This is a genomic window from Clostridium sp. (assembly GCF_050717515.1).
Classification (GTDB): Bacteria; Bacillota; Clostridia; order Clostridiales; family Clostridiaceae; genus Clostridium_AD.
This window is the reverse complement of record NZ_JBOITL010000036.1, coordinates 212,509-235,271: the sequence shown is the minus strand read 5'-3', so window position 1 is coordinate 235,271 and position 22,763 is coordinate 212,509. Positions and strand designations below refer to the sequence as shown.

The following is a 22,763-nucleotide window of genomic DNA, read 5'->3' as shown; positions in this document are numbered from 1 at the left end:
ACATATAGTAAAAGGAAAGTGATATAAGTTGAATACGTTAATATATACAAATCAGTGTAAGGAAATGGTAAGTAGCAATGGAAAAGTTGATATAGATAAATTTTTAGTTAGTTCAAATATTGATGAACGCTCATTTTGTTTTCTTAAGTTTTTAGAAAATCAAAAAATCCAAGGAAAACAAATTGAGGATTTATGTACCTACGATGGTATTCCATTATATTATTTCAATAGACCAACAATATTTTTAAAACTAAAAATATTAATAACCTGTATAACTATTCTTCAAAGTGTTACTAGCGAATATGGTAAAGATTTTTTAGTTCAAACAGATAATGAAATTATGAGGATGGTAGCTGAAAAAGTATTTAATTTAAAAACTAGTGAAGCTACAAAAGATAATAGTGATGAAAAAAATAGTGGTTTAAACAATAAGTATAAGCTATTTCATAGACAATTCTCAGGGGTTTTGCAATACTTAAAGTTTAAAATGATTAAAAGCAAAAGCTCAAATATGCTTATATGCTCTCATACAGGTTCACTGAATTTAGTGAAAGACGCTAAGGCAAACAATCGCTACTATGATACTCAAATAGGGCTTGTAACTAAAAAATGTCGAAGTAAATTTAATGTATTAAATCTTCAACTATTAAATAGTGTAGAACTAATAGATAAAACATTTAATTGTAATGAGAAGTTTGTGCCTTTTGAATTGTTTATTGCTTACAAGAGATTTATAGGTAAAAAGCTTATAGATAATTCAAAGTATAAAGATGAACTGAGCAAGCTACCAAATTTTAATTATGAGTTTGAGGATTATGACTTAAAAGAACTTATGCTCTGTTGTATTTTAAAGGATTTAAAACATCAATCTAAGTCCTACTTAATAGAAACCTTATCTGCAGAAAGGTTTCTAAGTAAGAATAAAATTGAAAGATGTTTGATTATTGATGAAGGTGACAGAGGCAGATGTTTTATTATTGCTGCAAATAGATTAGGTATAAAAAGCTTTGCATCGCAACATGGAGTAATTAATAAAAATTCACCTGCATATGCAATAATATCAAAATTTGGGCAGCTGATAGTTCCTAAAGCTACTTTTTTTTGGGGGGATAAATATAGGCAACTTCTTTTAGAAAATTCTAACGCCTATAATGATAAAAATATAAAAGTAGTGGGTCAGGTAAGAACAGATTTTTTAGTTAATAGAAAATATAATGATTCAGAATTAAAAAAAGAAAGTATAAAAATTTTATATTGTACCCAATATTTTGTGGATTTACTAGAGCCTGCAACAATAATGTTATTTAAAGCACTGAACCTTTTAAAAGAGCCTTATGAACTTATAATTAAGCTTCATCCCATTGATTTATATTATGACTTCTACACGTCGAAAATAAAGGAGTATAATATAAATAATGCTGAAATTCTAAAAGATGGTGACTTATATGATCTCATTAATTGGAGTGATGTTATTGTAAGTGTTCATTCTACGGTTGTTGTGGAAGGAGCTCTTTTAAATAAGCCATCTACATGCATTCTGCTTCCCAAATATAATGATGATGGAGGTTTTGTTCGTGATGGTGTTTCAGTTGGTGTAAGTAATGAATTTGAATTAGCACAAACACTAGTAGAATTAAAAGATGTTGATATTAAAAAGGATGAAGGTATTCAACAATACCTTCATGAAAATTTTTATAAAGTAGACGGTAAGGTTAGTGAAAGAATTTTTAATATTGTAGGTGAGTGATTTGAAGAGAATTTTAGTTGTTTATGAAAATGAGGAATTTAAAAATCAAATAGAGTATGCATCTCAGATACTATTTGGTAATTACTGCGTTGACTATTGTATGGTACCATATTCAAAATTTAATCCTGCAGATTGCAAATGTGATTTAATTATTTATTATGGGAATAATTTAGAATGTGACTTTGCAAATATAATTGTTACGCGGGGTTCTCTTTTTGGAAAAAATTATTTGCATAAATATTCGTTACTTAGTAATGTTGAATTTTATGAGGGCTTACCGGTATTCTTTACTAATAAATCTTGTGATTTTTACTTCAAAGAAAAGCAAAAAAAAATAATGTTTAATATTGACATTTTCCAGACCATATTTTATTTTTTAACTTGTTATGAAGAATTTGTTTTTAATGAGTACGATGATAAAGGGAGATTTAATATAGAAAATAGCATTTTACATAAATTTAATTTACTATCACGACCAGTAGTTAATGAAAACATATGTCTTTTTATTAATGTTTTAAATAAAAGATTTAATATGAATCTTGAAAGAAAAGACTTATGGAGTGGGAGCGAATTTGCAGTAATGTTATCTCATGATGTTGATATCATTACACAGCACCTATCCTTTAAAAGAGAAATAAGATTATTACTTAGTATGATTTTAATTGATAGGAAACCAAGACAAGTATTTAAAAGAATAAGTGATTTTATTAATATTAAAATACTAAAAGTGCAGAAAGATCCCTTTGATACTTTTGATTATATTATGAATATGGAAAGGGAGAAAAATTTCAAATCCAGCTTTTACTTTATGGCAGATAGAAAAACTTATGATTTGAAAAGTCATAGAGTAAAAGAAATTTTAAGGGAGATATTGGACAATGGATCTGAGATAGGGTTTCATCCAGGACTAAATACTTCTAATAATAAAGAAAATTTTAAAAACCAACTTGCAATATTAGAAAATAGTATAAAGGATACATATGTTTCGGGGGTTAGGCAGCATTATTTAAGTTTTCATAGCTCGAGAACATGGGTTATTCAAGATGACTGTAAGTTGAAATATGACTCTACGGCATGTTTTCCAGAACAGGCAGGATTTAAGGTTGGATATTGTTTGCCTTATCGGACCTATGACTTAACTCGTAATTCATCTTTAGATTTAATTGAAGTTCCATTAATATTAATGGAGGGAAGTCTTTTTGATTATATGAATTTAAATTATGAGGAGTCCGTGGAATATATTAAAGAGCTTATTTTTCAAGTGCAAAAATATAGTGGAGTTTTCGCTATATTATGGCATAATTCAGCTATAACAAATCAATATAATAAGGATTCAAAACAAGTTTTCAAGTGGCTATATTCATATTTAGAAAATCAAAACTGTATTGTCCAAAGTGGAATTAACGTTTATAAAATGTTTTTAGGGCAAACTTATATAAAGTAAAACATGAACAATTTATAATTGTTCAGTACATCATAGATATACCAGGAGGTAATAAATGAATTTACTAAAGGATATTAAAGACGGGTCAAAAGAATATTTAGAGTATTTATTAAAATATAAAATGTTAATTTTAGTAGCATATTTAGTTTGTCAATTAGGTATTTATATGCTTATAGGAAAAACCAACTATTTTATATTTGCAGCTAGTTTTTTTACAACAATATTTATAATTAGTTCATTAGTTTTAATGCTAAAGGATTCAAAAACTGCCATACTAATATATAATATTTCCATACCAATACTGCCTATGCAGTTATACTTACTAAATAGATTGAATCAAAATAGTATTGGTGCTACAATGTATTTTGTATATTTTATATTTTTATTAATTGGTATAAGAAAGGAAAAACTGAATTTTAAAAAGATTAATATAAAAAGTAAGTATGGAATAGTTACCATAGTATATGTTTTCTTATGTGCTATTGCACTAATTTCATCATTGCTAAGTGCTTATAAATTTGAAGCATTTAGATTAACGTTTATCGGAGTCATATTTATGATTCTTTATAGTTTAATATTAATATGTTTAGAAATAAAGGAATATGATTTTTATAAAAAAATTATTTTGTTTTTATGTATAGGTGTTGCAATATCAGGAATACCAGACACTTTTATAGCGTTATATAGTCAAGTGTTAAGTGGGGAAAATACTCACCTGTATGGAGTATTAGGTAGTAATTTCATGCTTGGATATACTTTGATGGTACTTCCATTTATATTAATATATGCTGTTAATAAAGAAGTTTCAGGCAAGTATAATTCTATATACAAGTTACTGTTATTAGTTGAGATTGTTAATTTATGTACTCAAAGATCTAGAGGTTTCTTGGGGGCGTTAATAATAGCCTTTGTAGCTATTATTATAATAGATCATAAAAATTATAAAAAATATTTAATAGTGACCCTATTAATACTAGGCTGTGTTACTTTTAATGTATTCCAAAGAGGTGAAATGACAGAAATAAAGGATGCCATTGTAAATTCTGAAGTGCCTAAAATTGAAGAAAATGTAGCAAACAATAAAGGATTCTTTTATCAATTAGGTGAGCAGACTCGTAATAGAAGGCCTATCGGAGCAGCAGCATTTAGAATGGTACAAGATCATACTTATATTGGAGTAGGTCCAGCTAATTTCAAGTATTATTTTCAAGCATATGCACCGGAACTAAAAAAAGCATATATCGATGCTCATAATATATTTTTAAATGTAGCTACTGAATTTGGAGTACCCTTTGCACTAGTATTTTTCTTTTCTTGGTGGGGTACCATGTTTAAAGCTTTAATATATGGATTTACTAAAAAGAAAAAATACAATAAAAGCATTATACTTCCAGCATTTATAGGCATGACCTCACTTATGGCATATGGTAATGTTACAGGCCAGGCATTTATTACTTCAAAGCATCCTATAAGTGTGGTTCCAGCATTTGTATTAATTAGTTTAGTGACTGTTTTATTAATAATAACAAAAGAACAAACTATTTCAAATAACTAAAAGTAATTGAGGTGTTAAAGTGAGTAAAAATGTGTTGTCAATATTGTATTTTTTTCCACCTATGGGCGGTAGTGGAGTACAAAGAACTTTAAAATTTGTTAAATATATGCCGCAATTTGGATATAATCCAATAGTTGCAACTATTAAGGCTGGTCATAATTTTGCATATGATGAAACCTTACTTGAAGAAGTACCAAAAAGTGTTGTGGTATATAGATCAAATTCTGGAGAGACCTTATGGGTTAGAAATATAATTGAAAAATTAAGCGCTATAAGAAAACCTAAAGCTATATCAAATGAAGATAGCAAAAACAGTAGTAGCACTAGTGTTTCAGTGCAAAGTTCACCAGGACTTAAGGAAAGAACTTTTAGATTCATTGAACTTAATTTCTTAGTACCTGATAGTAAAATAAGATGGTATAAACATGCAGTAAAGGATGTTTATAATATTTTAAAGAAGGAAGATATTCAATATATTTTTTCATCTTCATATCCATATACTGTACATTTGATTGCGCTACAAGCAAAGAAAAAAACAAATCTTCCCTGGGTAGCTGACTTTAGAGATCCATGGATAGGAAATTCACCAATGACTGTGGGTCATTCAGAAAAAAGAAAGAAAAAAGAAGAAAAACTAGAGGCAGAAGTTGTAGCCTATGCTGATAAAATAATTATGGTTACAGAACCTATATGTGAAAATTATAAAAAAAGATACCCTCAGTATAAAGACAAATTTGTTACAATTACTAATGGTTTTGATGCTAATGACTTTGAAAAAGTGGAAGTTGTTAAAGAAGATAAGTTTACTATATGTTACAGTGGCATTGTAGCAAAAGGACAAACACCAGAAACACTCTTAAAAGCAATAGAACTATTGTTTAATGAAAATAGTGAATATAAAAACAACATAAAAATAAAATTTATTGGATTTATATTGGATGAATACATAAATTTAATTGAAGCATCTAGCATGCATGAAAATTTTGAAAGAATTGATTATATGCCTCATTCTCAGTGCATCTCACATATGAAGGGTGCGGATATTAATTTAATAATATTAACAGACGAAGATGAGAGCAGAGGTGTGTTTAGCGGTAAAATTTTTGATTATATAGGATCTCAAAGACCAATTTTAGGAATTATGCCTTCAAATGGTGTAGCTTCAAATTTAATAATAGATAAAGAAATTGGATATTCATATGATCATGGCGATGTAGACGGTGTTTACAATTTTATAAAAAGTAATTATGAAAAATGGAAAAACAAAGAAGATACTAATACTAATGCTGCAGAAAAATGTGCAGAATTTGAAAGAAAAAATTTGACAAAGCAATTAGTGAATTTATTTCAGTAAATTTATAAATTAGTTATACTTTTTAAGATGTTATAGAGGAGAGGAAAATCCACATGAATATTCTTCAAATGGTTAAAGCTTATGGAAGTTTGATTTTTGGGAAACAAGATTACTGGCATCCAGATATGATAGCCAATAAGAACTGTAGTTTAAAGAAAATTGACCAATATTATGTTGACACAAAACCTAAGCATAATTACATTGGTAAGATGGATGAAAATAATATACCTCTTTTAGAAATGGATGGAACATATTATTATTTTCCAGTAACTATTGCACAGTATGCCTTAGGAAATTTTGATAAATATATAGAGACAAAAGATAAAAAGTATTTTGATGTTGTTATAATTTGTGCAGAATGGTTTGTGAAAAACCTGCAGGAGACATCAAAAGGTGTCTATGGATATGCTAATGATTATGACAAGATGACCTATGGGCTTCATAAGCCTTGGTTGTCTTCATTATCGCAGGGACAACCTATGTCTGTTCTTGCAAGATGTTATTCTGTAACAAAAGATAAAAGATATTTAGAAGTTTGTGAAAAACTTCTTAAATCTTTTGAAGTTAAAAGTCAAGACAAAGGAGTTCTTGCTCTGCTGAATAATGGATATTTTTATGAAGAGTATCCATCTAAAGAGCCTTCTTTTGTGTTAAATGGATTGATTTTTTCACTTTGGGGATTATTAGATTATAATATTGTATCCAATAATAAAAAAGCTTTAGAGTTATATAATAAAGGTGAGAAGACGCTTTGCGATAGTTTACCTTTATTTAATATTAAAGGAATAAAATGGTCGAGATATGACTTGTATAATTTTAAAATCCATAATATAACAAGTATTTTTTATCATAAGCTTCATATAGAACAGCTAAAATCAATGTATACTTTAACAAATAATGACTTATATCGAGAATATTATATAGCTTGGGAGAAATCTAAAAATAATATAATTATATATATTATTGCCACATTATATAAGATTGCACATAAACTTTCTGTAAGAAATCAAAGCAATTATGTGCCATCAATTTCAGACAAATAAGGATAAAAGGTGAGATTAGATGAAAATAGTAACGGTAATTGGGGCTAGACCGCAGTTTGTCAAAGCATCAATGGTTTCTAATGCTTTGAGACAAAATAATAATGAAATTATAATACATACAGGGCAACATTATGATGATAATATGTCAAAAATTTTTTTTGAGGAATTAGATATCCCAAAACCGGATTATAATCTAAATATATGTTCTGGTAATCATGGATATCAAACAGGAAATATGCTTATAGAAATTGAATCAGTACTTCAAAAAGAAAAGCCTGATTGTGTTTTAGTTTATGGAGATACTAATTCTACTTTAGCTGGTGCACTAGCAGCAAGCAAAATGTTGATACCTCTTATCCATATAGAGGCTGGACTTAGAAGTTATAATATGACAATGCCGGAAGAACAAAACCGTATTCTTACGGATCATATATCAAATATTTTATTTGCACCTACAAAAACTGCTGTTAGCAATTTAAGTAAAGAGGGAATAGTTAAGAATGTATACAATGTAGGCGATGTTATGTATGATTCTATATTACATTTTAATAAAATTGCTGAAAAAAAAACCAACATAATGAATAGACTTAACTTAAATAAAGAAGAATATATATTAGCTACTATTCACAGAGCTGAAAATACTAATGATTTCAATAGATTAAAAAACATAGTAGAAGCATTTAATGAAAGTGAAGAAAAAATAATACTTCCACTACATCCTAGAACTCAAAAGTATATAATTGAATATGGATTGTCTTTTGAAAAAAATGTTCAAACTATTCAATCTGTTGGTTATTTAGAAATGGTGATGCTAGAGAAGAACTGTAAAAAAATAGTCACTGATAGTGGTGGCGTACAAAAGGAAGCATTTTTTCTTGACAAGCCTTGTATTACGCTTCGAGAAGAAACTGAATGGATTGAAACTGTAGAAAATGGATGGAATATACTTGTTGGATGCGATAAATTAAAAATAAAAAATGCTATTCTACGATTTAATTGTAGTAGTCCTAAGAATGGGTATTTTGGATTTGGCGATGCGGTAAAAAAAATTGTTGATATTATAGGATAGAGGTAGATGAGATGAAGATTTGCTTTTTAGGAGATGGTAATAGTATCCATATTAGAAGATGGTTAGATTTTTTTCATGAGAGGGGTCATGAAGTACATTTAATAACTTTTTCTAATGTGGTCCACAAAAATATCATTGTACACAAAATAGGCAATTTTGATATAAATATTAGCGGTGGCAATTGGCAGTATGTTTTTTCGACAATGCAAATTAGAAAGCTAATTAAAAAAATGAATTTTGATATAATAAATGCGCATTTTGTAACTAGTTATGGATTTTTAGCGGCACTATCTGGTGCAAAGCCTCTAGTAGTATCAGCCTGGGGTACAGATATACTTGTGGCACCTAAGAGAAATAAGATATATAAAGCTATTACAAAATATGCATTAAATAGTGCAGAGCTAATTACATCAGACTCGAATTTTATGAGTGAAGCCATACATCAGCTAACAAACACTGATGTATTAACTGTACCCATGGGAGTTGATCAGTCTTTGTGCTATAAGGATAGAAAAGAAAGTACTGATGAAATTAGAATTTTAAGCTTGCGTACGGTTAATGTGAATTCTAACATTGATATAATTGTAAAAGCCTTTGCAAAGTTACTTGCAAGTAATGAAAAATATAATTTTAAATTAATTATAACTAATGATGGACCAGAAATGGAAAATATAAAGGCACTTGTAAAACAGTTAAATGTGGAAAAAAACGTTGATATTAAAGGATTTGTAAATAGAGATGACTTAATAGAACTTCTGTATTGTTCACATATGCATATTACTATACCAGATTCAGATTCAACATCTGTAACACTACTTGAAGCTATGGCATCAGGTATAATAACCATTGCTTCGGACATACCTGCAAATAGAGAGTGGATAGATCATAAGAAAAATGGGTTAATCACAGAAAATATTGATGTTGAAAGTCTTAAAATATCTATGGAGCTTGCATTAAATGATTTGGATTTTAAACAAAAGGCTGCTAGGTTAAGTAGAGAAGTTATATTGAAAAAAGCTATTTGGGATCAGAACATGAAACTGGTGGAACAGAAATATTTAGCTTTGATAGGAAACAATTAGTTTAATGATATTGTAGTTTGAAAAAGATAAACAGCTACCCAGGTGATGATTTAAACTCAATTAGGAGTGATAAAATGAATGGTGAAGAAAATGTAAAAGTATCTGTAGTTATTCCCTGCAGAAATGAAGAAAAATACATAGGGAAATGTCTACAATCCATAATGGATCAAAGCTATGGTATGGAAAATATTGAAGTTTTTGTTTGTGATGGCTGTTCAGATGATAGTACTTTGGATATAATAAGTGAATATAGCATTAAATATCCTCAGATAAAATTAGTAGTTAATGAAAAAAGAGTGGCACCTACAGCAATGAATTTAGGAATAAAGGCTGCGGTGGGTGAAATAATTGTAATTTTTGGTGCTCATGCATATATGGATAAGGATTATATAAAAATCTGTGTAGAAAAACTAAAAAGTGCAGATATTGCTTGTGCGGGTGGAAGAATTATAAACATTAGTGAAGACAGCACGGCAGAGGCTATATCACTTGCAATGGCATCCCCATTTGGTGTAGGAAATGCACTGTTTAGATTTTCAAATGTAGAACAACTTGTTGACACTGTTGCTTTTGGAGCTTATAAAAGAAGTATATTTGATGAAATAGGATATTTTGATGAAGAGCTTGTACGGAATCAAGATGATGAATTGAATTTTAGAATTACGAAAAGTGGCAATAAGATACTTCTAGCCCCTGATATAATATCTCATTATTATACAAGAGGATCCTTTAGTAAGCTTTGGACACAATATTTTCAGTATGGTTTTTGGAAAGTTAGAGTAATTCAAAAACATAAAAAGCCATCAGCAGTAAGACATTTAGTTCCATTATTATTTGTCCTCAGTTTAATAGGGGGAACCTTATTAAGCCCATTTTCTAAGATGGTTAGATATTTATTTTCAGCAGAAATATTACTGTATTTAGCAGGTGCTATTACATTCGCCTTAAAAGCTTACAGTGGAAAAGTAAAAAATGCTCCTAAGATGGTATTGTCATTTTTGATATTGCATCTAAGTTATGGAATAGGATTTTTAGAGGGATTAATAGTATTTTACGTTTTGAAATCTAATAAATCTGTTGAGAAAAACACAAAATCATCAAGATAATTTTTATCAATTGAAATGGGGTGGGGAAGTGGATTTGTCTAAAAAAATTTTATTTTTAACAACCTGTGCTTACATTATGTTATTACCATTAATTCCACAAGAAATTGTACTTGCAGGAATACCTTTTACTGATTTACTTTTAGCATTGTTAATCTTTGCATACATTGCAAATCTAGTAACGTCTAAGAAGAGCAGAGAAAATTTTATTAGTGCAGTAATAGATTTCTTCACAGATAAATTGAGTATATTTATGGCTATATTACTTGCCATAATGCTTGCATCTACAATTTACGCTGTAGACAAAAAACTAGCATTAACTGAAAGTGTAAGGTTTATATCTTATGTCTTTATATATTTTGTTATAAAGTATGAGTTCAATAATAAGAAACAAATTAAAATTCTAATAAGATGCTATATATTTATATCTACTGTACTTTGCAGCATAGGTATTATGCAATATTTTACAAGATTTGGATTAGATGAAAAATATATAAAAGCATTTACAATTGGAGGAAATATAAAGATGTCTTCTACACTTTCTCATCCCAACGCTTATGCTGGTTATTTGATTTTGATAATTTTCCCAATGATCATGCTAAGTATTTATGAGAAAAATAAAAACAAAAAAATCTTTTATATACTACTTTCTATATTAGTCTTTACAAATATACTTATGACTTATTCTAGAAATGCATTATTAGGTTTTGCATTAGGGTTAGTAGTACTTGTAATAATTTATAGCATTAAAATAATTTTTGCTCTTGGAGGTTTTGGGGTCTTAATTCTTTTAATTCCTTCTGTGTTTCAGAGGGTTCAAGCTATTTTTAATTCATCCCAAAATGAGGCAAGGATAAAGCTTTGGAAAACAGCACTAATGATGATAAAGGAACACCCAATACTAGGAGTTGGAAATGGAAACTATGTAACTCAATATGACACTTATATTCAAAAATATAGATTGGATTATAACTCATATACCCATTATCCAGCTCACAATTCATATTTGAAAGTACAAAGTGAGCTTGGGATAGTTGGAATAGCTTCTTTCTTAGGGGTAATAGTAACGGCTTTATCTAGAGTTAGAAAATTATATAGCACAGCTAGTGATAAGTTTAATAGAGCATTTTATATGGGTGTAATGGCAAGTATGGTTGCTTTTCTATTTATGAACTTTTCAGATAATTTATTTTTTGTACCGAAAACAACAACTTTTTTTTGGTTTTTGTTAGCTACTGCAGAGGCATTATTAAATAGTAAAAGTTCTAATTAAATATATAAAAAAAACTAATATATTATTAAAGGTAAAAGGTAGGAGTAAATATGCAAAAAAACACTATTGAAATTGATATACAAAAACATATACATGATAAAAAGCTTCATTTTGTTATGAAACGCCTAATGGATATAATTCTATCCTTAATAGGAATCATAATTTTATCACCAGTATATTTAGCATTAATAATTGCAATAAAATTAGATTCAAAAGGTCCTGCTCTATTTAAACAAATTAGAGTTGGTAAGGATGGCAAAGATTTTACTATTTATAAATTTAGAACTATGATAGTTCAAGCAGAAAGTAAAAGAGAACTTAATATAGATCCAAATGATTTAGAAAATTTCGTGTTTCAAAGTAAGTCAGACAATAGAATAACAAAATTTGGAAATTTTTTAAGGCGCAGTAGCCTAGATGAAATTCCACAACTTTTTAATGTTTTGTTTGGACAAATGAGCCTTGTAGGTCCTAGACCTGAAATACCAGAGGTAGTTAATTACTATCCAGAAAACTATCGTCAAAGATTTTTAGTTCTACCGGGTATTACTGGACTTGCACAGATTAGTGGAAGAGGAGAAATTGAACTGGGAAAAACTATTTTTTATGATTTGAAATATATTATGGATTTTAACCTTGCATTAGACATAAAAATCCTCTTTTTAACAGTGATATCTGTATTTAAAAAAGAGGGTGCTTATTAAGCAGTCACTAAAGTGACTGCTCATTCACTTTAGTGACTGGAGTTTAGCCACTTATTATATATGATGCAATTTTGTAGAATATCTACAAAATGTAGATTATTGGAGGAGTTTTATGATAACAAAAATTTTTCAATATGAAATTTTTAATGACAACATGGAATCATTGCTGAGAAGTATAAAAAAATTTGAAAAAGTACACATTGTTTCAGGAAATCCAGAAGTACTTAACAATGGACTACAAAACAATATATTGTTAAATAATTTTACTAGTAAAAATTCTATCATAATTCCAGACGGAATCAGCACTGTGATATGTTCAAAAATTGTAGGGCAACCGGTGAGCGGAAAAATTGCTGGTATAGAACTTATGGATTCTATAGTGAAAAAGTGTGAAAGTGAAAACCAGGGAATATATTTGCTAGGATCTACAAAGGAAACAGTAGATATGTGTAATATTAATTTACGTACTAAATATAGAAATTTAAATATTTTAGGCAGCCATGATGGATATTTCGATTTGGATAATTGTGAAGAAATATTAGAGGAAATAGAAAAAGTGAGTCCTAAGGTTTTATTTGTTGCAATGGGATGCCCAAGGCAAGAGTTATTTATAGCAAAATATATGGACAGACTTCCTTGCAATGTATTTATGGGGGTTGGAGGAAGTTTTGATATTATAGCTGGTAATCTTAAACGTGCGCCTAAATGGATGATAAGTATAGGACTGGAATGGTTATACAGGGTTGCAAAAGAACCCTTTAGAATTAAAAGATTGGCATCTATACCTAAATTTATTTTTGCGGTTATAAAGGATAAGCATAAACGTAAATAATTTGCAGCCAATAAAAGAGTACAAGGAGGGGATCCACATTAAAGTTTTACATATCATATCTGGCAATGATAATGGTGGGGGTGGAAACCACGTATTAAACATATGCAATAAATGTAATGAAAATTTTGAAAATATAATTGGTTGTGTGGGAGAAGGTCCACTTTACTCAAAAGCTAAAACTATAGGTGTTAGCTATAAACTTTTTACAAATAAGCTTAACAATATGGAACTAGTCCATTATATAAACCAAAACTCTATAAATATAGTGAATTTCCATGGTGCAAAACCCTTTTTAATGCATTTAATTTTAAAAAGAAAAATAAAGGTGCCTACGGTAGCTGTAATTCACAGTGATTTTAGATATGATTTTCTTAATAATAAAGTAAAATATTTTATTTTTACTCCTCTTAGTATTAAGGGGTTAAAAAGTTTTAATAATTATATTTGTGTATCAAATAATTTAAAAAAGTTATTAGAAGAAAAAAAGTTTAGGGGAAGCAAAGCAGTTGTAAACAATGGTATAGATATAAAAAAAATTGCTGTTGTGATCTCAGCGGAAGATATGCGAAATAATTTAAAATTAAACCAAAAGGATTTTGTATATAGTATGGTTGCAAGATTGCATCCTATAAAAAACCATAGAGAAGTAATACTGGCCTTTAGCAAACTAATACTGGAATTTCAAGATGTGAAATTGCTTTTAGTTGGTGATGGGGAGCTTCGAGTCCAACTAGAAAAGTTAATAGTGGATTTAAAACTAGAAAATAGTGTTACTATGGTGGGAAACGTACCAAACCCTATAGACTATATAAATTGCTCTAATGTTAGTGTTTTGGCTTCTTTAAGTGAGGGTGGAGCACCACCATTAACTGTTTTAGAATCAGGAATTGTAGGGAAAACCTTGATTTATACTGAGGTAGGGGACTTAGAGTCTATATTAGATGAAAATAGCGGATATAAAATAGAAAACCAAAGCAATGAAAATATTTACAAAGCTATGAAAGTAGCGTATCTAGATTTGAATAATTCAGATGTGAACAATTTAAATGTAAAAGGTGAAAATTTATATAATATTGTTGTAAAAAAATTTACTATAGAAAAATTTTGGGAAAGTTATCTTAGAATTTATAAGAGCATACTAAAAAATAAATAGTGTGCTTTTTAATATAATTTTTTTTATTAAAATTAATAATAAAGAGTTGTGGAATAATAATCTACAAATTTATAAAAAATGGAGTGTAGGATGAAAGAGAACAAAGTTTTAAAAAGTTCTATGATTGTAATGCTATTTGTAATAATTGGGAAGATGCTAGCTATAGTAAGAGATAGCTTACTGGTTGCTAAATTTGGAACTACTTATCAAGCAGATATATATGTATGGTGTTTTGGTGTAGTATTTCTCTTTACTAGTTTAGGGTATGGACTTAGTACTACCATAATACCTATTCTTACAGATTATATTGAAACAAAAGAATTGCATGAGCGAAATAGTTTTGTGAATAATGTAACTAATGCTTCTATGATATTAACCATTATTATTACAGGGATTGGCATACTGTTTTCTTATTATATAGTGTATTTTTTTGCTAATAACTTAGCCAAGGACCCAATCATATTTAACCAGACGGTGAAAATACTTAGAATAATGTTCATATCAGTACTATTTTTAACTCTTACAGGAGTTGTGGCAGGAGTACTTCAAGCTCACAAAAAATTCTCTATTCCGTCAGCCATGGCGGCGGCATCAAACGTAATATACGTAATTTATTTAAGTTTATTTGTAGAAAAATTTGGGCTTACAGGATTTGCAATTACAACTGTGCTAGCGTTTTTTGTACAATTTATAATTAATGTGCCAACCTTTAAAAAATTAGGATACAAGTATAAATTAGAAGTGGATTTTAAGGATAAAGATCTTCGAAAAATGGTTTTATTGATGATACCAATAATAATAAGTACTACAACTATGCAATTTAATTTATTTATAAATAGATCCTTTGCCATGAGCTTATATGAAGGGGCAACTACAATTCTTGAATATGCAAATAAAGTAACACTGCTCACCTACGAAGTTTTTGCTTTAGCAGTTTCTATGGTGATATATCCCATATTGTCTACCTTAATAGTTCAAAATAATTATGATGAGTATAAAAAGTCCTTAGTTAAATCAATTAATATAATAAATTTAGTTATGGTACCCGCAGCACTTGCCATAGTAATATTAAGAGAACCACTAATTAGTGTATTATTCTTAAGAGGTAAATTTACCATAAGGGATGTTCAAGCGGTATCTACGGCATTAATATTCTATTCACCAACTATGATAGCCTATGGGGTTCGAGATATTTTAAATAGAGCCTTTTACGCTGCAAAGGACACTAAAACACCAATGATATATAGTGTGGTGGGTGTGGTAATAAATATTATTCTTAGTGCTATTTTATACAGGTATATGTCAGTTCCTGGGCTAACACTATCTTCCTCAATTTCATCTGTAGTTATTACTTTAATGTTGCTATTTCAGATGAATAAGAAATTTAAGGGCATTGCTTTTAGGTCTATGCTTAAAACCCTAGGAAAAATATCTATAGCTTCTATTATTATGGCTGTGGTAGTGTATTTCATTAAAAAAATATTTGTAATGAGTTTAGCACCAGCTTTTATTGTTAATGCTATGATTTTATTGCTATGTTCAATTATAGGAATATTATTATATTTTTATATAACTTACATTTTTAAAATTGAAGAATGCATGTATTTATGGAATATATTTAAAGATAAAATTGTAAAAAAATAGCTACATTAATTATGCAATAATTACACATACTAAAATTAAAGGAGTGTGATTGTATGCAATTTTATGATGTAGTCAAATCAAGACAAAGTATTAAAAAATTTAAGAATACCCCAATAAATACAGAAAAATTAGCTAGAATGATTAATGCTGCCATGATGTCGCCTTCATGGAAAAATAAAACTTCTTACAAATTTATTTTAGTAGATGGAAAAAATGAACTAGAACAAATTTCTAAAGCTATAATGAATAAGGATAATTCAGCAGCACAGTCAATACTAGAGGCTCCAATGACAGCCGTTGTAGTTGCAGATCCGGATGATTCTGGTGAAGTAGAAAACAAAGAGTACTATTTAGTGGATAGTGCCATAGCTATGGAACATTTTGTTTTAGCAGCTACAAATGAGGGCTATGGAACTTGTTGGATTGCTGCAATTAACGAAGAGCTTATTAAAAACACATTATCAATTCCAAAAAATTATAAAGTAGTTGCCATAACTCCTGTTGGAGAGATTGTTGAAAGTAAAGAGCATAATGATAAAAAAGATGTAAGGGACTTTGTATTTATGAATTCCTGGGATAATCCTTATTCTCAGTAGACTCTAAGTTAGAACACTATAATGAGCAAACCAAAACTAACGTGATTTAGATAATATTTGAAGACCCTATAGCTGCATATGCGGAGATAGGGTCTTTAAAAAATGAAGATTATCATTGGAAGTATAATGATTGTTACATCTGTAGTGATATTAACAAGAGAAACCATTTAAAGTGTAGCAGTTTACCCTAGTAATACATTAACGAATTAATAATATTCGTAATACTCAATATGGATTTTAAAGAGGGTTATTGGAGGGACATAAAGAATACTAATACTATTAAGTAAATTAGAAAAGTTGGAGGGAAAATAAATGACAGTGATACAAATTAATGGAAATGATCTTACTTTAGAGCAAATAGTGAAGGTTGCAAGAAACGGGTACAAGGTGGAATTAACCAAGGATGCAGAAGAAAGGGTTATTAAATCTAGAAATATTGTAGATGAAATAGTAGATAATAATAAAGTTATTTATGGTATTACCACAGGTTTTGGTAAATTTAGTGATGTAACAATATCCGGAGAGGACTGCAAGAAATTACAAAGGAATCTAATAATTTCTCATGCTTGTGGAACTGGAAAAAGTTTTTCAAATGAAATTGTAAAAACTATAATGTTACTCAGAGCAAACGCTCTTGCAAAAGGGTATTCTGGAATAAGACTAAGTACACTAAAAACATTGATAGCAATGATTAACAGTGGAGTATGCCCAGTGGTTCCAGAAAAGGGTTCACTTGGAGCTTCAGGAGATTTAGCACCACTGTCTCATATGGTTTTGCCAATGCTTGGAGAAGGCTCTGCAGAATTTAAGGGCGAAATTTTACCGGGAAAAGTAGCAATGGAAAAGGCAGGCTTAGAAATAGTAGAGCTTACAGCTAAAGAAGGTTTAGCACTTATAAATGGCACACAAGTTATGACTGCAGTGGGTGCGCTAGCTGTATATGATAGTATTAATTTATTGAAAATAAGTGACATTGCAGCAGCATTAAGTTTAGAAGCGCTTAGAGGTATAAGAGATGCTTTTGATCCAAGAATACATAGCTTAAGGCCTCACAGAGGTCAAATGCAAACTGCTAAAAATATTTTAAACCTAACAGAGGGAAGCACATTCATAACCTCTCAAGGAGAGATAAGAGTACAAGATGCTTATTCACTAAGATGTGTACCTCAAGTGCATGGTGCAAGCAAAGACGCATTAGAGTATATTAAAAGTAAAGTGGAAATTGAAATTAACTCTGTTACGGATAATCCAATAGTTACAGAGGAAGGGGATGTTATCTCTGGGGGTAATTTTCATGGGCAACCTATGGCAATAAGCTTTGACTTTTTAGGAATAGCAATGGCTGAAATGGCTAGTATTTCAGAAAGAAGACTAGAGAGACTTATTAATTACCAACTAAATGATTTACCAGCTTTTTTAGTAAAAGAAGGTGGGTTAAATTCAGGATTTATGATAACCCAATATGCAGCAGCAGCCTTAGTGTCTGAAAATAAGATTTTAGCACATCCAGCTTCTGTTGATTCTATTCCCTCATCTGCAAATCAAGAAGATCATGTAAGTATGGGAACTATAGCAGCTAGAAAAGGCAGAGATATTATTGAAAATGTTCAAAGAGTTTTAGCAACTGAAATTTTGGCATCCTGCCAGGCTATAGACTTTAGAGAAGGCTATACTTTAGGGGTAGGTACAAAGGAAGCTTATAAAGTGGTTAGGGAAAAAGTACAGTTTATTGAAAGAGATGTGGTTATGTATATTGAACTCGACAAAGTTACTAATTTAATTGCAGATGGTTCAATAGTAGAAAGTGTAGAACAAAAGGTAAAGGTAATAGTTTAAATTACAATAGCTAAATTATAATAAAAAATAAACTTTAGGGGGAAAATAAAATGGCAAGAATAGTTGAATGTATACCTAATTTTAGTGAAGGAAGAAATAAAGTAGTAATTGAAAAAATAGTTGATGCAGTTAGAAATGCAGAAGGAATAAAGCTGCTTGATTATTCATCAGATAGTGATCACAATAGAACTGTTGTTACGTTTTTTGGAACACCAGAAAGAGTAGAACAAGTTATTTTAGATATGGCAGCAAGAGTTTATGAAAACATTGATATGACCAGTCAACAAGGTGCACACCCTAGAATGGGAGCATTAGACGTAGTTCCCTTTGTACCAATTAGTGAGGTAACTATGGATGAATGTGTTGCACTAGCTAAGAGAGTAGGTAGTGAAATAGCTAGTAAATTTGATGTGCCAGTATATCTATATGAAAAGGCTGCATCAGCACCTCATAGAGAAAATTTAGCTGTAGTTAGAAAAGGACAATATGAAGGTTTTTTTGAAAAAATTAAAGAAGATAAATGGGCACCTGATTACGGCAAAGCTGAAGTCAATGTAAAAGGTGGCTGCGTTGCAATTGGAGCAAGAGTACCACTAGTAGCTTTTAATGTGAATTTAGGTACTGATAACCTTGAAATTGCTGATAAAATAGCTAAAACTGTTAGAAACCTTGGTGGAGGTTTAAGATTTGTAAAAGCTATGGGAGTAAAACTTGAGGATCGAAATATAGCTCAAGTATCTATGAATTTAGTTAATTATGAAAAAACCGCAGTTTATAGAGCTTTTGAAATGGTTAAGATGGAAGCAAAACGTTATGGTGTTCCTGTAATAGGAAGTGAAGTTATTGGACTAGTACCAATGGAATCACTAATTCAATGTGCGGAATATTATTTACAAATAGAAAATTTTTCAATGGATCAAATTTTAGAAAAGAGAATTTGGGAATAAAATTTTTAAATTTACTATATATAAACTGTAATAGCTACGCTATTACAGTTTATATAGAATGGAGGAAAGTATATTGGATATTATAATAAAAAATATTGGATGCCTAGTTACTTGCGAAGGAAGCTATAGAAAAAAAAATGAAGAGTTTAAAGATGCTAAAATAATAAAAAATGGCTATGTAGTCATTGGAAATGACAGAATAAAAGCTGTAGGAGAAGGTGACGGGTATAGTAAATATCTAACTAGTGAGTGCACAGTTATTGATGGAGAAGGAAAAACTGTTACGCCTGGGCTTATAGATCCACATACCCATGTTGTATATGCGGGTTCAAGGGAAAATGAATTGCCACTAAAGTTAAATAAGGTTGGATATATTGAAATATTAAATAGTGGTGGGGGAATACTAAGTACAGTTGAAAACACTAGAAATATTGGTATAGATCAGCTTGTAGAAGAAAGTAGAAAAAGGCTTGATATAATGCTTCAACATGGCACTACTACTGTTGAAAGTAAATCAGGATATGGTCTCAATTTACAAACAGAGGTTAAAATTTTAGAGGTAAACAAAATTTTGAACGAAACACATCCTATAGATGTAGTATCCACATTTATGGCAGCACATGCGTTGCCAAAGGAATACAAAAGTGATAGAGAAGCCTATATTGCAGAAATAATTAATAATATGATTCCCTATGTAAGCGAAAATAAACTTGCAGAGTTTATTGATTGTTTTTGTGAGAAAGGCGTATTTTCAGTAGAAGAGTGTAGACGGATTTTAACAGCAGGGAAAAAATTTGGGTTAAACATAAAAATCCATGCAGATGAAGTTGAAACAGTAAAGGCTGCAGAGCTTGCAGGGGAACTAAAAGCTACATCAGCAGAGCATTTAGTTGCAGCTTCAGACGAAGGAATAAAAGCATTAGCTGAAAATGATGTGGTGGCGGTGCTATTACCATCGACTTCCTTCTATTTAATGTTAAATCATTTTGCTAGAGCTAGAAAAATGATAGAAGAAGGTGTGGCTGTATCCCTGGCTACAGATTGTAATCCTGGCACCTCGCCTACAGAATCATTACAGACAGTTATGACTTTTGCTTGCTTTGGAATGAAACTGTTCCCAGAAGAGATTATTAATGCAATGACAATAAATGCGGCTTGTGCCATTAATCGCGAAAGTGAAATTGGAAGCATTGAAGTAGGCAAAAAAGCTGATATTGCTATATTTAATAGTAAAAATTTAAATTACCTAATATATCATTTTGGTGCTAATGCTATCGATACAGTAATAAAAAACGGAAAAATTGTTGTAAAAAATTAAACTATATTAATATTGAATTGACAATGAGTAACTAATGATTAATAATAAAATAGGCATTATTAAGACCTTGAAAAAATATCCAATTCCTATAATATCCACTTTATATATTTGTGTTTTGAGAAAGGAGAATATAAAATGTTAGATGAAAAAACTGTAAGAGAATTTATTAATGAGTTAGGTTCAAATTCACCTGCACCAGGAGGTGGAAGTGTTGCAGCCCTTGGAGCATCCCTGGCCAGTGCTTTAGGCGCTATGGTGTTCAATTTAACTGTAGGTAAGAAGGCATACAATGAATATAGTGATGAAGATAAAATGCTTGTTGACAAATACTTAGAGGAATGTCTTAAGTATAAAGACAAATTTTTAGATCTAATGAACAAAGATACAGAGGTTTTTTTAATTCTCATGGCAGCTTTTAAGCTTCCAAAGGAAAGTGTTGATGAAAAGAAAATAAGAAGCGCTAAAATCCAAGAAGGATATCAAAAAGCATTAGAAATTCCACTAAGCGTTGCAGAAGAATCATACAAAATATATGAGTATGTTAAAATAGCAGCCAGGTTAGGTAATAAAAATGCAATTTCAGATGCAGGTGTGTCAGCTTTAATGCTTCAAGCATCCATTGAAAGTGCAATTTTAAATGTTAAAATAAATCTTTCTAGTATAAAAGATGAAACTTATAAACAAGAGATTACTGAAAGATGCAATGAATTAGTAAAACAGGGAAGAATAAAACGTGACGAAATACTATCTGTTGTGGATGAAAGTATGTAATATTTTTTTAAAATACTATTTTTGGGAGTTTTGAATGAAATATAAGACAAAGACAAAAGAAGCAATTGGACTAGAAGGATTTTTATGTTTATTTTTATTTATATTATTTTTTATGTTAATAGGTAAAAAAATGGGAACTGCAAATATGTTTAGTACTTTAATGAATACAGCTTACGATTTACTCATTAAAGTAGTACTTTACATAATGGCCATTGCTGTTGTAGCAGGAGCTATTGCCTCAATGCTTTCAGAGTTTGGGGTAATAGCAATTATTAATAAGGTATTATCCCCATTAATGAAGCCTCTTTATGATTTGCCAGGAGCAGCAGCCCTTGGTATTGTCACAACTTATTTATCTGATAATCCAGCAATTATAACTTTAGCTCAGGATAAAGGGTTTAGAAGGTATTTTAAAAAGTATCAACTTCCTGCACTAACAAATTTAGGCACATCATTTGGGATGGGCCTTATTGTTACTACATTTATGATAGGGCAAAAGTCCCCAATAGGTGAAAGTTTTATTGCACCGGCTATAATTGGAAATATTGCTGCTGTTATAGGAAGCATAGTTAGTGTAAGATTTATGATTAGACATACTAAAAAGGTTTATGGGAAAGAAGAAATGTGCACCTCAGAAGTCACAGTAGATTTTGATATGCTAACTCACAGAGAAGTTAGAGAAGGTAGTGTATCCGCAAGACTTCTTGAGGCTTTACTAGAAGGCGGGAAATCAGGAGTTGAAATGGGACTAGCTATAATACCGGGCGTTTTAATAATTTGCACAACAGTTCTTATGTTAACCAATGGAACTGCTGATACAGGGTTATATACTGGAGCGGCCAATGAAGGTGTTAAAGTATTACCTTGGATAGGTGAAAAGTTCTCTTTCATACTTAAACCATTGTTTGGGTTTGAACATGCAGAAGCTATTGCTTTTCCAATTACATCACTAGGTGCTGTGGGAGCTGCTATCAGTTTAGTGCCAGGTTTATTAAAGCAAAAGCTCATAGGCGGAAATGAAATAGCTGTATTTACAGCTATGGGAATGTGTTGGAGTGGGTACCTAAGCACACATGTAGCAATGATGGATAGCTTAAAGTGTAGAAAGCTTACTGGAAAGGCAATCTTAAGTCATACTATAGGTGGACTTGTGGCTGGAATTTCTGCCCATTTAATGTATGTGATATTTTTATAAAATAATATATGTAAAATTAATAGCAAATATAATGAACTGTGAATTCTCAGCATTTGAAAACTGTGAGTTCACAGTTTTTTTTACGACCTTTCAGCTT

The 22,763-nt window shown here is 30.1% G+C and carries 19 protein-coding genes; all 19 read left to right on the top strand.

Annotation, left to right across the window (positions count from 1 at the left end):
- The first annotated feature begins 28 nt into the window (after positions 1 to 28).
- The 19 genes from ACREV6_RS20725 (at position 29) to ACREV6_RS20635 (ending at position 22,666) form a co-directional block, all read left to right on the top strand.
- Complete coding sequence (locus ACREV6_RS20725) at positions 29 to 1,747, top strand: CDP-glycerol glycerophosphotransferase family protein (protein ID WP_431579942.1); 1,719 nt, start codon at positions 29 to 31, stop codon at positions 1,745 to 1,747.
- Between the two features lies 1 nt (position 1,748).
- The gene (locus ACREV6_RS20720; RefSeq protein WP_431579941.1) at positions 1,749 to 3,191 is read left to right on the top strand and encodes a polysaccharide deacetylase family protein; all 1,443 of its coding nucleotides are present in this window, start codon (positions 1,749 to 1,751) and stop codon (positions 3,189 to 3,191) included.
- Between the two features lie 55 nt (positions 3,192 to 3,246).
- Complete coding sequence (locus tag ACREV6_RS20715; RefSeq protein ID WP_431579940.1) at positions 3,247 to 4,746, top strand: O-antigen ligase family protein; 1,500 nt, start codon at positions 3,247 to 3,249, stop codon at positions 4,744 to 4,746.
- A 19-nt stretch (positions 4,747 to 4,765) separates the two neighbouring features.
- A complete protein-coding gene (locus ACREV6_RS20710) occupies positions 4,766 to 6,100 on the top strand; it encodes a glycosyltransferase family 4 protein (protein WP_431579939.1) in 1,335 nt (444 codons plus the stop codon).
- A 53-nt stretch (positions 6,101 to 6,153) separates the two neighbouring features.
- Complete coding sequence (locus ACREV6_RS20705; RefSeq protein ID WP_431579938.1) at positions 6,154 to 7,143, top strand: D-glucuronyl C5-epimerase family protein; 990 nt, start codon at positions 6,154 to 6,156, stop codon at positions 7,141 to 7,143.
- Positions 7,144 to 7,162: 19 nt separating this feature from the next.
- A complete protein-coding gene (wecB, locus tag ACREV6_RS20700) occupies positions 7,163 to 8,212 on the top strand; it encodes a non-hydrolyzing UDP-N-acetylglucosamine 2-epimerase (RefSeq protein WP_431579937.1) in 1,050 nt (349 codons plus the stop codon).
- Between the two features lie 11 nt (positions 8,213 to 8,223).
- Complete coding sequence (locus ACREV6_RS20695; protein ID WP_431579936.1) at positions 8,224 to 9,294, top strand: glycosyltransferase family 4 protein; 1,071 nt, start codon at positions 8,224 to 8,226, stop codon at positions 9,292 to 9,294.
- 74 nt (positions 9,295 to 9,368) lie between these two features.
- Positions 9,369 to 10,400 carry a glycosyltransferase family 2 protein gene (locus ACREV6_RS20690; RefSeq protein WP_431579935.1) on the top strand — a complete coding sequence of 344 codons (1,032 nt, stop codon included), beginning with the start codon at positions 9,369 to 9,371 and terminating at the stop codon, positions 10,398 to 10,400.
- A 28-nt stretch (positions 10,401 to 10,428) separates the two neighbouring features.
- Complete coding sequence (locus tag ACREV6_RS20685) at positions 10,429 to 11,670, top strand: O-antigen ligase family protein (protein ID WP_431579934.1); 1,242 nt, start codon at positions 10,429 to 10,431, stop codon at positions 11,668 to 11,670.
- A 50-nt stretch (positions 11,671 to 11,720) separates the two neighbouring features.
- Positions 11,721 to 12,374, top strand: a complete 654-nt coding sequence (locus tag ACREV6_RS20680) for a sugar transferase (RefSeq protein WP_431579933.1) — start codon at positions 11,721 to 11,723, stop codon at positions 12,372 to 12,374.
- Positions 12,375 to 12,486: 112 nt separating this feature from the next.
- A complete protein-coding gene (locus tag ACREV6_RS20675; RefSeq protein WP_431579932.1) occupies positions 12,487 to 13,206 on the top strand; it encodes a WecB/TagA/CpsF family glycosyltransferase in 720 nt (239 codons plus the stop codon).
- Between the two features lies 1 nt (position 13,207).
- Complete coding sequence (locus ACREV6_RS20670) at positions 13,208 to 14,359, top strand: glycosyltransferase (protein WP_431579931.1); 1,152 nt, start codon at positions 13,208 to 13,210, stop codon at positions 14,357 to 14,359.
- A 90-nt stretch (positions 14,360 to 14,449) separates the two neighbouring features.
- Positions 14,450 to 16,003 carry a murein biosynthesis integral membrane protein MurJ gene (gene murJ, locus ACREV6_RS20665; protein ID WP_431579930.1) on the top strand — a complete coding sequence of 518 codons (1,554 nt, stop codon included), beginning with the start codon at positions 14,450 to 14,452 and terminating at the stop codon, positions 16,001 to 16,003.
- Between the two features lie 53 nt (positions 16,004 to 16,056).
- Positions 16,057 to 16,599, top strand: a complete 543-nt coding sequence (locus tag ACREV6_RS20660; protein ID WP_431579929.1) for a nitroreductase family protein — start codon at positions 16,057 to 16,059, stop codon at positions 16,597 to 16,599.
- Between the two features lie 312 nt (positions 16,600 to 16,911).
- Positions 16,912 to 18,435, top strand: coding sequence for a histidine ammonia-lyase (hutH, locus tag ACREV6_RS20655; RefSeq protein WP_431579928.1), 1,524 nt, complete (start codon positions 16,912 to 16,914; stop codon positions 18,433 to 18,435).
- 50 nt (positions 18,436 to 18,485) lie between these two features.
- A complete protein-coding gene (gene ftcD / locus ACREV6_RS20650; protein WP_431579927.1) occupies positions 18,486 to 19,382 on the top strand; it encodes a glutamate formimidoyltransferase in 897 nt (298 codons plus the stop codon).
- A gap of 73 nt (positions 19,383 to 19,455) precedes the next feature.
- Positions 19,456 to 20,700 carry an imidazolonepropionase gene (gene hutI, locus ACREV6_RS20645; protein WP_431579926.1) on the top strand — a complete coding sequence of 415 codons (1,245 nt, stop codon included), beginning with the start codon at positions 19,456 to 19,458 and terminating at the stop codon, positions 20,698 to 20,700.
- Positions 20,701 to 20,835: 135 nt separating this feature from the next.
- Entirely contained in the window at positions 20,836 to 21,471 is a 636-nt protein-coding gene (locus tag ACREV6_RS20640) for a cyclodeaminase/cyclohydrolase family protein (protein WP_431579925.1), read from the top strand.
- A gap of 34 nt (positions 21,472 to 21,505) precedes the next feature.
- Positions 21,506 to 22,666 carry a CD0519/CD1768 family membrane protein gene (locus ACREV6_RS20635; RefSeq protein ID WP_431579924.1) on the top strand — a complete coding sequence of 387 codons (1,161 nt, stop codon included), beginning with the start codon at positions 21,506 to 21,508 and terminating at the stop codon, positions 22,664 to 22,666.
- Positions 22,667 to 22,763 lie beyond the last annotated feature (97 nt).